General features: G+C 66.3%; 15 protein-coding genes. 11 read left to right on the forward strand and 4 right to left on the reverse strand.

The window, feature by feature from the left end; translation table 11 throughout:
* Positions 1–25 precede the first annotated feature (25 nt).
* From J8F10_RS24665 to J8F10_RS24690, 6 genes are read left to right on the forward strand one after another with little or no spacing between them, the layout of a single operon-like run.
* Complete coding sequence (locus tag J8F10_RS24665; RefSeq protein ID WP_210658455.1) at positions 26–1,003, forward strand: type II secretion system F family protein; 978 nt, start codon at positions 26–28, stop codon at positions 1,001–1,003.
* Between the two features lie 5 nt (positions 1,004–1,008).
* Positions 1,009–1,929 (forward strand): type II secretion system F family protein, encoded by a 921-nt coding sequence (locus J8F10_RS24670; RefSeq protein ID WP_210658457.1) that lies wholly within the window; start codon positions 1,009–1,011, stop codon positions 1,927–1,929.
* Between the two features lie 34 nt (positions 1,930–1,963).
* Complete coding sequence (locus tag J8F10_RS24675) at positions 1,964–2,389, forward strand: TadE/TadG family type IV pilus assembly protein (protein ID WP_210658459.1); 426 nt, start codon at positions 1,964–1,966, stop codon at positions 2,387–2,389.
* Between the two features lie 51 nt (positions 2,390–2,440).
* Positions 2,441–2,923, forward strand: coding sequence for a TadE/TadG family type IV pilus assembly protein (locus tag J8F10_RS24680; protein ID WP_210658461.1), 483 nt, complete (start codon positions 2,441–2,443; stop codon positions 2,921–2,923).
* Positions 2,924–2,945: 22 nt separating this feature from the next.
* On the forward strand, positions 2,946–3,302 hold the full coding sequence (locus J8F10_RS24685; protein WP_210658463.1) for a hypothetical protein: 357 nt from the start codon (positions 2,946–2,948) through the stop codon (positions 3,300–3,302).
* A gap of 37 nt (positions 3,303–3,339) precedes the next feature.
* Positions 3,340–4,920 (forward strand): serine/threonine-protein kinase, encoded by a 1,581-nt coding sequence (locus J8F10_RS24690; RefSeq protein ID WP_210658465.1) that lies wholly within the window; start codon positions 3,340–3,342, stop codon positions 4,918–4,920.
* A gap of 48 nt (positions 4,921–4,968) precedes the next feature.
* Here the strand turns inward: J8F10_RS24690 and J8F10_RS24695 are convergent, their stop codons facing one another.
* The 4 genes from J8F10_RS24695 to J8F10_RS24710 form a co-directional block, all read right to left on the reverse strand.
* Positions 4,969–5,388 (reverse strand): response regulator, encoded by a 420-nt coding sequence (locus tag J8F10_RS24695; RefSeq protein ID WP_210658468.1) that lies wholly within the window; start codon positions 5,386–5,388, stop codon positions 4,969–4,971.
* Positions 5,389–6,549: 1,161 nt separating this feature from the next.
* Positions 6,550–6,957, reverse strand: a complete 408-nt coding sequence (locus J8F10_RS24700; RefSeq protein ID WP_210658470.1) for a hypothetical protein — start codon at positions 6,955–6,957, stop codon at positions 6,550–6,552.
* A 62-nt stretch (positions 6,958–7,019) separates the two neighbouring features.
* Positions 7,020–7,439: a fluoride efflux transporter CrcB gene (gene crcB / locus J8F10_RS24705; protein ID WP_210658472.1), complete on the reverse strand. Its 420-nt coding sequence runs from the start codon at positions 7,437–7,439 to the stop codon at positions 7,020–7,022.
* A 183-nt stretch (positions 7,440–7,622) separates the two neighbouring features.
* Positions 7,623–9,128, reverse strand: a complete 1,506-nt coding sequence (locus tag J8F10_RS24710) for a hypothetical protein (protein WP_210658473.1) — start codon at positions 9,126–9,128, stop codon at positions 7,623–7,625.
* A 115-nt stretch (positions 9,129–9,243) separates the two neighbouring features.
* On the opposite strand from J8F10_RS24710, the gene J8F10_RS24715 reads away from it, so the two are divergent.
* From J8F10_RS24715 to J8F10_RS24735, 5 genes are all read left to right on the forward strand, one after another.
* Positions 9,244–10,317 carry a vWA domain-containing protein gene (locus J8F10_RS24715; RefSeq protein WP_210658475.1) on the forward strand — a complete coding sequence of 358 codons (1,074 nt, stop codon included), beginning with the start codon at positions 9,244–9,246 and terminating at the stop codon, positions 10,315–10,317.
* Positions 10,318–10,609: 292 nt separating this feature from the next.
* On the forward strand, positions 10,610–11,704 hold the full coding sequence (locus tag J8F10_RS24720; RefSeq protein WP_210658477.1) for a vWA domain-containing protein: 1,095 nt from the start codon (positions 10,610–10,612) through the stop codon (positions 11,702–11,704).
* A 71-nt stretch (positions 11,705–11,775) separates the two neighbouring features.
* Positions 11,776–12,660 (forward strand): tetratricopeptide repeat protein, encoded by an 885-nt coding sequence (locus tag J8F10_RS24725; RefSeq protein ID WP_210658479.1) that lies wholly within the window; start codon positions 11,776–11,778, stop codon positions 12,658–12,660.
* A 61-nt stretch (positions 12,661–12,721) separates the two neighbouring features.
* Positions 12,722–13,726, forward strand: coding sequence for a hypothetical protein (locus J8F10_RS24730; protein ID WP_210658481.1), 1,005 nt, complete (start codon positions 12,722–12,724; stop codon positions 13,724–13,726).
* On the forward strand, positions 13,723–14,550 hold the full coding sequence (locus J8F10_RS24735; protein ID WP_210658483.1) for an SH3 domain-containing protein: 828 nt from the start codon (positions 13,723–13,725) through the stop codon (positions 14,548–14,550). Before J8F10_RS24730 ends, J8F10_RS24735 begins: the two co-directional genes overlap by 4 nt.
* The last annotated feature ends 27 nt before the right edge of the window (positions 14,551–14,577 follow it).

The following is a 14,577-nucleotide window of genomic DNA, read 5'->3' on the forward strand; positions in this document are numbered from 1 at the left end:
GCGCCGCGGCGCTGGGGAAGGCCTCATGTTGCAGATCGGTATCTTCGTCGCGGTGACCGCCGGCTCGCTGACCCTGTTCCGGCTCGCGGCCGAGCGGTGGGCACCGGCACGGTCCCGGTTCCGCAGGCGCTTGGCCGAAGAGTTCCGCGGTGACGGCGCCCGAGACGTCCCGAGCCCGCTGTACAAGACGCTCGACATCCTCGACGCCCCCGCCGGCGGGGACCAAGCGCCCGCAGGAACGGGCACCGGTGCGAACCGACCGGCCGACTCGTGGCGGGTGCGCGGGGACGAGTTTTTGCGCCAGGCTGGCACCGCGCTGAGCGCGCGCCAGTTCCTCGGGATCGTTGTCTGTGCGGCCGCGGGCGGCGGGGTACTCGGACTCGTGTCCGGGGGCGCGGTGGTCGGGTGCGTAGCCGGGTGCGCGGGTGCGGTCGCTCCCCTCGTGGTCGCCAACGTTCGGCGGAAGGCCCGCCGCGAAAAGTACGTGGCGCAAATCGTCGGCGCGTTCGAGCTGATGGCCCGCGTGTTGCGCGCCGGGCAATCGGTCCCGGAGGCGTTCCGCGCCGCCGTGGAATCATTCGGCGACCCGCTCCGCGGGGAATTCGGCCGGTGCCTGCACCAGATCGAACACGGGCTGCGCCCGGAAACCGCGCTCCGCGAACTGAGCCAGCGGGCGGGAGTGCTCGAGCTCCAGATCTTCGTTGTGACTATGAACGTGCAGCGGCAAACCGGCGGGAACCTGTCGGAGGTTCTGGACCGGCTCGCGGGCGTGGTTCGCACGCGGCTCCGGATGCGCCAAAAGATCCGCGCGCTCACCGCGGAGGGGCGGCTCCAGAGCTTCACACTGACCGTGATGCCGGTGGTCACGTTCGGGGTGATGTACGCCCTGAACCGGGAGTACGCGGAGGCACTGTTCACACAGTGGCGCCTGCTCCTGTTGGCCGTGGCGTGCATGAGCGCGGGTACGTTCTGGATTCGGAACATCATGAATTTCGAGGGCTAGAATCCATGCTCACGGTTGTGCTCGGGGCGCTCGCGTTCTTCGCCGTGACCGCCGGGGTCATGGTCGCCGGGCGCCACCTGGAATCCCGGCCGTCCAACGACCAGCGCCGGGCCGCGGACCGCTTGCGCGCGCTGGCCGACGGCCCCGGAGCGGGCGACGGGGACCCGCGCCGCGGGTTCCGAGACACCGTCGCGCGCCTGGGCAGCCGGCTCGTGCCGCGGAACGGCGCGCGGGCCGCCGCACTCGCGTCCCGCCTGGCGCTCGCGGGCTACCGCGACCCGTCGGTGGTGCTGTACTACACCGCGTTCCAACTCGCCGCGGTGATCGCGTTGGCCGGGGCCGCGGGCGGCACATCGGCGGCCCTGGACACGGGGTGGAAGCGGGCGGCGATGTGGGCGCCCGTGGGGGGCGCGGTTGGGCTCATCGCCCCGACGTTCCTATTAACGTCCCGCGTGAACAAGCGCCAGCGCGCCATACGCAACGCCCTGCCGGACGCTCTGGACATCATGGTGCTGAGCGTGGAGGGGGGCGCCAGCCTCAACGCCGCGCTGAACTGGGCGGCCGAAGAAATTCAAACGGTTCACCCGGTTCTCGGCGCAGAACTCGTGGTTGTTCAGCGCGAAGTCCAATTGGGTCTTTCGACCGGGGAAGCGTTCCGAGCGTTCGCCGACCGGTGCGGGATCGAAGAGGCCCGGGACCTCGCAGCGGCGCTCCTTCAAACGGAGAAGTACGGGGCCAGTGTGGGGAAGGCACTACGGGCGTATGCGGATTCGGCCCGGCAGGAGCGCCAGGTGTGGGCCGAGGAAGTGGCACAGAAGGCCTCCGTCAAAATTGTGTTCCCGATGCTGCTGTGCATCTTCCCCGCGATCTTCATTGTGCTCCTGGGGCCGGCGGCGATGCAGATGTCGAAGATTTTCGCGCGCTAAGGGCGCCCCGAGAGTTGAGCAAAGGAGCCGAACTGTGGTCCGATGTACTCCCGAGTCGAAACGCCCCCCTCGTGGGGCCGCGGCGGTCGAACTGGTCGTGCTCTTGCCCTTCTTGGCGCTGCTGTTCGCGGCCGGGGTCGATTTCGCGCGCGTGTTCCGGGCGACGCAAATCCTCCAGAGCGCGGCGAGTTCCGCCAGCTCTTACGCGACCGGAACCGCTTGGACGCCGGCCTCAACAACGACAACCGCGGACGCCGCGAAAGCCGCCGCCGTGACCCAGGGTGCGGCCCTCGACCCGCCACTGAACACGAGCCAGGTCGCGATCACGGCTACCAGCAGCACGGTGACCGTAACGGTGACCTACGACTTCCCGCTGTTTTGCGGGTTCATCGTGCCCGGGGGTAAAGTTCAACTCCAGCGCACAGCAATCGCCCCGGTCGCTCTGCGTCCCGGTGATTGAGTCGATCCGTAAAGAAACCGCGCGCCTCACAGTCAGACGAAAGGGACCGCAATGTTACTCGCCCCTTCGCCCCGGCGCACCGGGGCCACGGCCGTCGAAACCGCGATCGTTCTGAGCGTGCTTTTTTTACTGGTTTGCGGGCTGATTATCGGCGGGATCGGCGTCTTCCGCCACCAGCAGGTCACGTGTCTCGCTTGCGAGGGCGCGCGGTGGGCCAGTACGCACGGGGGGGAGTACGAGAAGGAGCCGAACACGAGTGCGGTGAGCCTGCAGCAAATCATCGATCAGGCGGTGACACCGAAGACCGTCGGGATGAACCCCGCAGACGTGAGCGTCAAGGTCGAGTGGATCGACCGCTCAACTGACACCGCATGGGACTGGGACTCGGCGCCGAGGGACATGCGCTCGATCACCCCGATGGGAGAGTACGTCAGCAACACCGTTCGCGTCACCGTTACCTACCGGTGGCCCGCCGGAATGTTTTGGGGGACGACAACCATGCAGAGCGTGTGCGAACTGCCCATGTCCAATTGAGGCGCCGGTCGGCGAGGGAGCAATGTACGCACGAACTCAGAAGTACCGGCGCGGGGCCGTTCTCGTTACGGTCGCGATCCGCCTTCCCGTTTTGATCGGTGTGATCGCACTGCACCCGGGCGGCAGGCGCATGTGCGACGAGCGCCGGCGCGCCCGGGCCGCGGCCGATGCTTCTGCGCGGGCCGCGGGCGCCGATCTGTACACGAATTACTGGACGAACCACGGAACGGACCCAACTGAGAGCCCCCGCGCCGCCGCCGCCGAACAGGTAGCGCTCGCGAACGGCGACCCGGTGCCCGCCGTGACCGCGAACATCCCCCCGACTTCTGGAACCTACTCGGGGCACCCCGCCCCGCGTCGCCGACGTGCGCGCCGTTGAATAACCCCCTTGATACCGTTGCCAGAGGGAGCACCCCATGTGGAGCACCGCCGCGCTGGAAGCCGTCGAACCCGTGCTCGAAGAGTCCCCGGAGGTGCTCCGTTGGCAGTTCCTCCGGAACCTGCGTGCCAGCCGGTTGCTCTCGCCCGCGGACGTCGAGCTCATCGAGCGGGCGGCCCCGGCCGCGCGGGCCAGCGACATCCAGCAGATGCTGCTCGAACAGGGGCTCCTCACGGAGTACCAGTTGAGCCGCATCCGCGACGGGAACCCGCAGGGGCTGGTTCTGGGCCAGTACCGGATCCTCGACGAGATCGGCGGGGGCGGCTTCGGCCAGGTGTTCAAGGCCCAGCACATGGTGCTCGAGCGCACGGTGGCGCTCAAGCTGGTCACCCTCGACTACTGCCAGAGCCGGTTGTACCGGGACGTGTTTCGTCGCGAGGTCGCCGCCGTCACGCGGCTCAACCACCCGAACGTGGCACTCACGTTCGACGCTAATGAGATCGACGACGTACTGTTTTTGGCGCTGGAGTTCGTCGCCGGGGTGACGCTCCACACCTACGTTCACGAGAACGGTCCGCTGCCCATCCCGCTGGCGCGCGCGATCATGCTGCAGATCGCGCAGGGCATCTGGCACGCGCACGAGAACGGAGTGATCCACCGGGACATCAAACCGGCGAACGTTCTCATTTCCGAGGGCTCGGGGCCGGCCGGTTCGACGAGCGCCGAGCCGGTCCGGGTGAAGGTGATCGACTTCGGTCTGGCGCGGTTGTACCCACGGGGCGACGAGCCGACCGGCACCCTACTCGCCGACGCGGGCGCGGTCGTCGGTACCCCGGCGTTTATGGCACCCGAACAAGCCCGGAACTTTCACGAGGCCGACGCGCGCTCGGACCTGTACAGCCTGGGGTGTACGTTTTACTACCTGCTAACGGCGCAACTCCCGTTCGAGGGCGCTACGTGCCGGCTCACGCTCGAAATGCACGCGAACAAGGCCGTGAGATCGGTTCGTGACCTGCGCCCCGATGTCCCTCACGGATTGGCCGCGGTCGTCCAGCGCCTGCTCGCGAAGGACCCGGTCGATCGCTACCAGAGCGCGGCGGACCTGTGCGCAGCGTTGAACGACGTTCTGCTCTCCGGAATGTTTGATGACGGGAACCGGGCACCCGGGATGCTGTCGAACTCGTGTTCCTCTACGCCCCCGGTCCTCCCGCCCCCAACGAGTCGTGTCGAACCGGAATCGGAAGTCACCGTTATTCGCGCCGAGGAACCCGCGCACGTGCTCCCGGCGGCGGCCCAGCGGCTCTGGTTAGAGTGGTGCGTGGTCGTTGAGGCGTGCGCTGGCGGTCAAACATTGAACATTTCGGACGTTCAATACGCCGAATTGTACCGGGCGCTGATCTCGGCCCTCGGGCCAACTACGCCCGCCACCGCGGGTCGGACCACGGGGCCGTGCGACCAGATCGCGGTACTCGTCGAACCGTGGGTGACACTGAAGGCGCTCCGCACCCTGGACCGGGCATCCGTCGCTGAATTGTGGCAGTTGTGCCAGCGCTACGACTCGTATTTTGCGCCCGCTTCAGCTCCAAAAGCGCGGCGGCGGTGGTGGCAAATGTTTTGAATTTTACATATTTATAATAAACATAACATTACGACAAATTTATAGTCGCTATTTCAATTGGGACGATTCGTCGGCATCCAACATCTCGCGCACTTTTCGGGCGAGTGCGTCTTGGGTGAACGGCTTGTGAAGGAAATTCAATTGCTGCGGCCGGACCCCGTGAGGCGCCAAGGCGTCTCCGGGGTAACCACTGATGTAGAGCACCCGCGCCTCGGGGTGCGACACGCGAACCGCCTCCGCGACCTTGCGCCCGTTCATCCCGCCGGGCATCACCACATCCGAAATCAGCAGATCGATTCGAGGACCATGTGCCAGAGCCGTGCGCCGCGCGTCCGGGCCGTCGCACGCTTCCAGAACATTGTACCCGTAGCGCCGGAGTACCCGCGTGACGAACGCGCGCACCGCGATTTCGTCCTCGACCAGAAGCACCGTCTCCCGCCCGTGCGGGGCCGGTTGTGGCTCGGGCACGTCCCGGCGTCGGACTTCGCCGGTTCGGGGAAGAAAAAGCTCGCAAGTGGCCCCTAGCCCCGGCTCACTGTGGAGCTCAACGAACCCACCAACTTGCCGAGCGAACCCGTACACCATTGCGTGGTGATTTTGCCCCGCGTGTAAAAGCCTTGACCTCAGCAGCTAGCTAACGCGGAAGGGATTAGCCGAGGTTCGAGTGGTGCGTTGTAGGGGTGATCGAAAGGGATTTCAGGCACGGCCCCGTAGTGTTTAGGCGACCCAATGCGGCGGCTCCGCACGTTCTTGGCCGCTCTGGTCGGTTCGGCCAAGAGCACGACTCGCGAGGGTTCGAGCCGGTCATGAGCCGCGCCCGGCTCTCTCGCCGGCTCAAGCCCCGATACTGCGGCGGAATTTAATGCAGCGGGTTGAACCGGTCTGCCTAAGTGCAAGGGCGCCCGGCTCTCACGTCAAGCCGCTGTTGCGGCGGTAAGGCACGAGTAGCCTGCGGTTGGATCGCCGCGACCTCGTCGGGGGAGCACTTGTCCCACTCCAGACGGCTCCGGCTCTCCTGTCGGGCACAGGAGCGGCGCTGCCAACTTATCCACGACCTCTGCGAGTCATTCATTTAGAGGTGCTGTCCGTACTCACGGTCTTCCAAACCGGAGATGCCGCTTTTGATGGGTCTCCCTTAACCGCCGCGACATGAGGGGATGAAATCGGGCTTATCACATCTCTGGATGAAGGCGCGATCGGCAATCGAGAGACCCCGTACCACTCCAACGTGATTGCTTCCTCGCGCACCGGGAGCGCGGTAATCGGCGCTCCACTTGAGCCTTCGATTTGCGCCGGAACGAGTTCCGTGCGAGCGATCGAGGGCCGGGACGCCGGAGACTTTTGGCCCCACGATGAGGGGGGAAGGAACGGGGACGGGAGGCCCAAAGCAGGTTCACCGGTGGTGACGGGAAACGGGGGAAGAGAACGAGTTCCTTCGACCCGTGAACCGGGTGCGGCACACCCCGGGGCCGTCATCCCGATTGCTGTGAGCCACGCGCTGCACAAGACACAGTATCGCATCGGATGCGCTCCACGAGAGCCGTCCCAACCACCAGGCTTATCGACATTACTCGCCATTTCAATTAAACCACTTTAGCCGATCCTGTTATGACGACTTGACCCATATTTTCAGATCAAGAGGAGCTTAACAAGCGGCTCCCTGTGTTCGGCAGCGCCTTTGGCAAATCGCACAGTGCAAACGAGCACAAGCACCGTCGAGAAGAGCATCAACACCTTCGGGCTGACACCTGTCGACACCCGCGCGCGGAGGTGATGAGGGGCAACTGGTGTCGGTTGGAAATGCAAAACCTCCAGGATGTCCGGAGTTTTGACGCGCTTTGACGCGCCGACGAGATTCGAGACGATAAGAAGCAACCCGTCGGGAAGATGCACGATTTCGGATCGTGAACCGATCCCGATAGGTAGGTCGCCAAGTACCTCGAGCAGTTCGGGGTCGCAGTTCTTCTGCTTCGTGCCGACGAACGGCCACTTCTCGTCGAACGGGATCTCAGCGGTCTTGGGGAAAAACGGGACCAACTCGTCGCTCGGTTAGATTGGTGCGACATCGGTTTCCCGTTTTCGGCTCGAATCGGCCAACACTACTCGGACGATCCGCTCCCGAGTTTCGTCGCGAGCCAGACCCCGAGCAACCCGGCCGCGACCGAACCGAACACGTAGGCCGCGGCGGTCCCCGGGCGCTCCGCGCGCATCAGTTGCAGCGTTTCCAGGCTGAACGTCGAGAACGTGGTGAACCCACCACAGAACCCGGTGCCGAGCAGCAGGTACCAACTCTTTCGCGACTCGTCCGGGTGGTTCAGGAACGCGGACGCGACGAATCCAAGAACCACCGAGCCCGACACATTAATGGCGAACGTGGCCCACGGGAACGCGACCGCGCCCGGGGGTAAGTAGCTCGCCACCAACTTGCCGAACCAGTAGCGGGCGTTCGCCCCGACACCACCCCCGACCGCGATCAACGTAGCCGGATGGGTTGCGAACGCGAGGAACCGATCGAGCATTGGGAACCGTGCGTGAGTGTGGCTCGCGGAGCGAGCATGTGTGGTTTTGGCTCGTGAGTGTGGTCCGCTCGCTCCGCGAGCGGCTTCACTGTGTTCGGGCCTCGCAAAGTAATGCTCGTCAGCCGATCGTGCGAGCCGCACCGCTCGCGGAGCGAGCGGACCACACGAATACGACCCGCACGGCTACTTCGCGCCGCCGACGAGCGGCACGCCCTTCAGTGCGAACGGCACCTCCACCGATTTCGCGTAATGGCCCCAAAACACGAGTTTCGCGGGTGTGGTTGGTCCGTCCTTTGTCACGGGCAATTCGAGCTGCATCGTCAACACAATGCGCCGCTGACCGCGACCGTCGAAGTCGTTTGAGGCTTTCGCTAGCGATGCGTCAAACGCTCTGCCTTCGGAGTCGGTGATGCGTAGCCCGTGAACCGTTTGGTTCCCATTGGGTGCGGGCTTCACGTCTGGAAGTTCGTCGCTCGTTCGCACGGGGTCCACGCGCAGCGGATCGTAAGCCAGTTTCACATCCACGAACTGTTTGCCCTTCGCATCCGCCCGGAGCGCCGCCGTTACCTCGCAGCCGACGGGGCCGGTCGCCGTCACCGCGTCCTTCGCGCCGAGCGAGACCACGACGAGCGGTTCCGCGGGGGATCGCACAAGCCCGTACACGGAGCCGACCAGTTCACTCGCGGCACTCGCGCCGGTCTTCAATTTGACGATCACTTGGCGCGCGTTGGGCGTGAAATTCGGTCCGACATCGAGCGGAGCCGTGGCGTTGAGGTTCACGAGGGTGACGGTGCCGTCCGCGTTGCGAACAACCACCACGCCCCCGTCTTTGAGGCGCTGAACTTGTGGTCGCGTAACTGTCGGCGTGAAGTCGGGCACGAGCTTGCGGCCCTCGGCGTCGGTCGCCTTCGTTACCTTCACGTCGGCCGCGGATTGCCACACGAGCTTCGGCTCCGGCCACACTTGAAGCACAACAGACGCAACCGTTTTCGGGGCCGCGATTTTGGGCACCTCGAACGCCTCGATCAGCGCCGCGCCGTGAACGGACGCGGGCCGGCTCTTGCCGTCACGGGCTTCCAGTATCACCGCCTTACTCGGGTTCGCGGCGACGCGCAGTGCGACTCCCGTACCCGCGCCCTTTTTGTCGAGGCGCGAAGTGTACGGCGCGGCACCCGGGGCAAAGAACCCACCGGCGCCGGCAATCTGAAGCTCCGCGGCGTCACACACTTTCAGCACCGCGGTCCAGAACGGCACCTTGCCCGTCGCGATCGTGACCTTTTTGCCCGCGAGTTCGCCGGCCTTCAACCCGCCGAGAACGACCTCGCCCTCGGCCTGTTTCGAGAGCGCCGCCAGCACCGTATCGAGCGGCTGGTCCTTCAGGTCGAGGTCCACGAGGGTCGGCGCGAGCGCGCGGTCGTTCGCCGCCCGGCGCTCGATCTTCCGCACGAGGTCTTTGGCGCGGTCGGCGATCTCGGCGTTCTCGGACTGGGTCGCGGCGCGGAGCTCACTGAGTGCGAGCAGACCCAGTTCGTCGAGGCGCTTGGTCGCGGCCTCGCGCTCGGCAAAGTCTTCGCTCCCGAGCTTCTCAATGAGGGGCGGCGCTTCGCGCGCGTTCGGTGGCGGCACCGGCGCGGCACCCGCGGCCGCAACGAGGAGCGCGGAAACACACGAGAGGAGCGCGTACCGCATTGGTAAGCCCCGGAGGGAGCGAAGCACCAAACGCCTCCAGAGTACCGGATGCGGGCCGCGCGGGGCAAGGGTTGGTTTGCGCACGGGCGCCTTGTCTCTCGTGTTCGCTTCGCGCATGCTGGAGTTTATGCTCTCGTTCACGAACCCCGAATTCCTGTGGCTGACGCCGCTGGCCCTGGTCGTCGCGTGGTGGTGGCGCCGGCGCCGGCGGCCGGCGCTGCGCTTCAGCGACGTGAGCGGATTCGGGAACCGCACCGGTCGGCGCGCATCGGTCGCGAGTTGGGGCGGCCCGGTCCTGCGCGGGCTGGCGTGCGTGTGCCTCGTCGTCGCGTGCGCCGGCCCGCGCAGGCCGGACACGGAAACGTCTCTTCCGTCCGAAGGGATCGCGCTCGTGATGGCGCTCGACGTGAGTGGCAGCATGGGCACCGAAGACGTCGCGTGGAACCTCAACAGCCCGCCGGTGTCGCGCCTCGATGCCGCGCGACGTGCGCTGAAGCTGTTCTTGGCCGGTGGGGACGCGCCCGACGGCACGAATTTCAAACCCCGCCCGGGCGATTCTGTGGGATTAGTGGTATTCGCCGCCGTCCCACAAACCGCGTGTCCACTCACACTGAACCACTCCGTATTCTTCAAGGTCGTGGACGGGCTCCAACCCAGGGGTGGAGTCGATGCCGGCACGAACATCGGTGATTCGCTCGCCGAGGCGATTATCCGCCTCGACGCGGTGGACAATCCGAAGAAGGCCCGTGTGCTGATCCTGTTGAGTGACGGCGAACACAACGTTTTCAAGGAAGACGTACCGGACGCGAAGAAGCCCGGCATCGACCGCACGCTGAAGCCGCGCGAGGCCGCACAGCTCGCCGCGAACCTAAACGTCAAGATTTACACCATTGATGCGGGCGGCGAACCGCCCCCCGGTTCCACGCCGGACATGGTCGCGCAGCGCAAGGCCGGGCGCCAGGCGCTCAAGGACGTGGCCGAGATGACCAACGGCAAGTCGTTCCAAGCGACCAGCGGAACCGACTTGCTCGCCGCGTACCGTGAAATCAGCACACTGGAAAAGGGGCCGGAGCTGGCCCCGATCTACCGCCAGTACTTCGAGTATTATGCGTGGTTCGCGGGGGCCGCACTCGTCTTAATTCTGTCCACTCACGCGCTCGATCGCACCCTCTGGCGCGCGGTGACGTGAGTGCGAATACGCTTTTGTGGGCGGCACAAGCTTAATGGATTTTCGTCCACTAAGTGCGTATAATTCCGTAAATCCGAGCGATCGATCTCGGCAGATTCCGAAACTAAAGGTCGAAGACAGCGAGGTAGTGTTGGCGAATGTTAGTCGATGTCAGCCACCTGCGGCATTCGGCGGCGGTGCCGGATCGCTCCAAGTTCTAGAATTTCCGGCACTTGGTGGCGCGTCGAGCCGGTGCAATGGGTCCGCCGAGCGAAAATGTTAGCAAATGTTAGCCACGGGCAATGACGGCCTTATGAATTTCTTCGGCACCTCCTCCGGGTTGAACGGGTTGCTGACCGACGGGCGCGAGTTCCTCGCGGTCGTGCGGCTGGCCCGGCCGGACGCGCTGTGGCTGTTGCTCCTGCTCCCGCTACTCGGGTTGTTGAACCGCTGGGCCGTGCGGCGCCGGAAGCACGCGGTCGCGACGATCGGGCGCCCTGCGGCGGTCGCCGGGCAGCTCACGCACCCGCGCCCGCCGCGCCGGTGGTTCGGCTTCACGTACCCGCTCGCGTGGGGGCTGCTCGTTCTGGGCATCGCCGGCCCCCGGTGGGGCAAGAGCGACGAACCGGGCGTCGCGGTCGGGCGCGATGTGGTGATCGTGATCGACGTGAGCCGCTCGATGCTCGCGGAGGACATGGCTGATCCGAGGGCGAAATCGCGCTGGGAAGGCGCCCGTGCCGGTGCCCTCGATTTGCTCGGCGCAATGGCCCGGCGCGGCGGGAACCGGGTCGGCGTGATCGTGTTCGCGTCGAAGCCGAAAGTGATCTGCCCGCTCACGACCGACTACAAGCACGCGCGAGCCGTGCTGGAAGACATCAACGGCAAGCTCCCCCCGCCGGAGTGCAAGGCCGGTGCGGACCCGAACATCACGTCCGGTACGCGATTCGGGTCCGCCCTGATCGCGGCCGTCGATACGCACGACGTGCGGTTCACCGGTTCACAGGACATCTTCTTCATTTCCGATGGCGACGACCCGGACGAGAGCGACCGGGAATGGGTGCGCGGGGCGAACGCCGCCCGTGCCGCGAACATCCCCGTTTACACCGTGGGCGTCGGGCACCCGACCAAAGTAACCGTTCCCGAAGTCGATTCGGAGGCGGCGGACCCGTTCGGCACGAAGTTGCAGGAAGAGCTCTTGGAGCAGATCGCGCGGGAGACGTCCGGGGACTACGTCGCGTCCCGCACCAGTAGCCCGAAGCTCGGCGAGTTCTTCCACAACCGCATTGAGGGGCAGAAATCGCGAACGATCGTGGGCGAGGATCAGGTTCCGCAGCCGAAAGAGCGGTACCCGTGGTTTTTGGCCCCGGCGCTGGGGCTGTTCCTCGTGGGGTGGCTCCGCGGGCGGTAAGTAACGAGCCCTGGGAAAGCGGAACCGGATACGGGTACAATCGAGGCGGAAACCGCGAAACGGAGGGTCCAATGGCAACATCGCGCTTCACGCGGTTCGCCTTTTGTCTTTTGCCCTTTGCCCTTTGTGTTCTTCTCAGCGCCGCGGCGCCACCACAAGCGGAAACGCCGGACGACCTCATTCGCCGGGCGAACGACGTGTTCCGCGCCGGGGACAAGGACGCGGCCGACAAACTCTACGCGACCGCCGAAGAGCGCGCGCCCGACCCGGGACTGGTCGCGTTCAACCGCGGCGCGGTGCTGTTCGATCGCAAACAGTATCGCGAAGCCGAACAGCACTACGAGCGCGTGCTGAAGGACGCCGAGTGCCCGCCGGAGCGCGCGGCCCGGGCGTGGTACAACCGCGGCACCTGTTTGCTGTGGCGCGGCGGGTCCATTGAGGTGTACCGGGCGGCCATCGCGTGCTTCGAGCACGCGCTCGATAGCGCTGCGGCCGACAAGCCGCTCAAGGACCGCGCCGCGGACAACCTCGAACTCGCGAAGCTGCTGTGGAACGAGGAGCGGAAGAAGGAAGAGAACAAGAAGAAGTCGCCGAACACGGACGTGCCGCCGGAAGAGAACCCCCAATCGCGCCCGGACCCGGACCAGCAGGCCGGCGGTAATGACAATCCCGGCAGTGATTCCGACCCCGCTCGTGCCGGCGCCAACCCGAAGAATGTCGGCACGCAACCGCAGCAATTGCCCAACGGCGCCAACAGCCCCACCCCGACCGAGCAGACGACGCCCGGGAACAACGCGACCATGCAACCGCTCGAAGACCGGACCGACGTTCAGCAGCTCAGCGAGCAGGACGCGCGGGCGAACTTGGCCGAAACCGCGAAGCGCATCAAGCGCGAGCAGCAGTCGCTCCTGCGCACGCTCTACGGCCCCGAGCGCCCGAGCGTGCGGGACTGGTAGCGGGGAACGCGCAATTGCAATCGGGCGAGACGGGACAAGTGAATTGAGGAGCCGTACAGCGATGACACAGCGACGCACACTTCACCCGCGCTCGCTTGTTGTCGGGTGCCTTTCCTTTTTCCTTTTCACTTTTTCCTTTAGCATTGCGAATGGGCAGCCCGCCTTCTTCGAGCCGAAGGAAGACTACTACAAGGCGAAGGGGCGGAGCCTCCGCGTGAAGTGGGAGATCGAGCCGCCGACGGTCCAGGTGAGCAGCGATTTTAGAGCCACTCTTGTCATCACCGGCGCTCAGAACCCGACCGAGATCGTGAAGCCCGACTTGCGGAAACTGAAGGCGTTCGACGTATTCAAAGTCACCGATATTGCCGACCCACCCCGGGACGCAAAAGAGGTGCGGTTCGCGTACAAGCTCGCGCCGCGAAACACGTCCGTGAAGGAAGTGCCCGAACTCAAGTTCCACTACTTCAATGCGTCCGCCGCACCGGGGCCGAAACAGTTCCCGTCCACGCGCGCGGAGGCCGTTGAGATCACCGTAACGGAACCGCCGAAGATCGAGCGCCAGATCGTCCCGCTCGACGCCCCGGAGTTCCTGTTCCACCCCGTAACCGGCCAGGACGTGCTCGGGAGCGGGCCCTTCGTGCCGTGCCAGTGGGCGTGGCTCGCGGCGGCGTGCTTCGGCCCGCTCGCGGCCTTCGGCTGGCTCCTCGTGTGGCGCCGGGTGTACCCCGATGCGGCCCGGCTCGCGCGCCTGCGCCGGTCCCGGGCCGCGCGGCGCGCGAACGACCTGATCCGCAAAGCGAGCCGCACCCCGGACCCGCCCGCGCTCATCGCGAACGCGCTGCTGGGCTACCTGCGTGCGCGGTTCCCGCTCCCCGAATCGGCCGCAACGCCCGCGGAGATCGCCACCGCCCTGAAGGACCAGAACGTGCCCGACGAGATCGCCGAACGGACGAGCGACGTGTTCCGCGCGTGCGACCGCGCCCGGTTCGCCCCCTCGGGTGACAACGAGTTGGCGCTCGCCGCGACCGCCGAGGCCGCCGTCACCCGACTGGAGGCGCTCGCGTGAATCCGGCCACTCGGGATTACGGGCGCCGTTGGTTCGCTGTAGCCCTCGCCCTGCTCCTCTCGACCGCGCCCGTGTCCGCGGCTTCGCCCGAAGACACGCTCGCGGCGACAGAACGAGCGTTCGCGGAGGGCGTGGAGGCGCGCGGCGATTCCGATCGCGCGAGGCCGGCGTTCGCGCGGGCCGCGTCCGGGTACGACGAGCTCTGGGCGCGCGGGTACCGCACGACCGACCTCGCGCTGAACCGGAGTCGCGCGCACCGGCTCGCCGGAAACCTCCCGCGCTGCATCGCGGCCCTGCACGACGGGTTGGCCGTGGCCCGGTTCGCGCGCGAGCTTCGGGTGGAACTCGAAGACGCCCGGTCGCGGGTGCTGTACCCGAGCGAGGGCGAACTCGCGCTCCAGGGCCGCCCGCGCCCGGTGCGCACCGTGAGCACGCGCCTGTCGCACGCGGATGCGTGGGTCGCGGCCGGGTTCGCGTGGCTCCTCGCGTGCGGCGGGGTGGTTCGTTTCGTGATGACGCGGAACGCCCTCTGGCTCGCCTTTGTCGCGCTCTGGGTGGCGGCGCTCGGGGCACTGGGGGCGCTGTGGGTCGAGGACTCGCGCCAGCGCGCCCGCGACGAATCGCTCCCGCTCTTGGTGGTGACGGACGAGGTGTACTTGCGAAGGGGCAACGCGACCGAGTACCCCACGCGAATCGAACCGGCACTCCCCAAGGGAGCGGAGGTGCGCGAACTGACACGGCGCGGCGGGTGGGTTCAGGTGCAGTTGCCCGGCGGCGTGGTCGGGTGGCTCCCGGAATCGGCAACCATCCCGTGCGGCGGGTAACACCGCAGTGCCACCCGGGAGCGTGAT

It is taken from the genome of Gemmata palustris (genome assembly GCF_017939745.1).
Lineage (GTDB): Bacteria > Planctomycetota > Planctomycetia > Gemmatales > Gemmataceae > Gemmata > Gemmata palustris.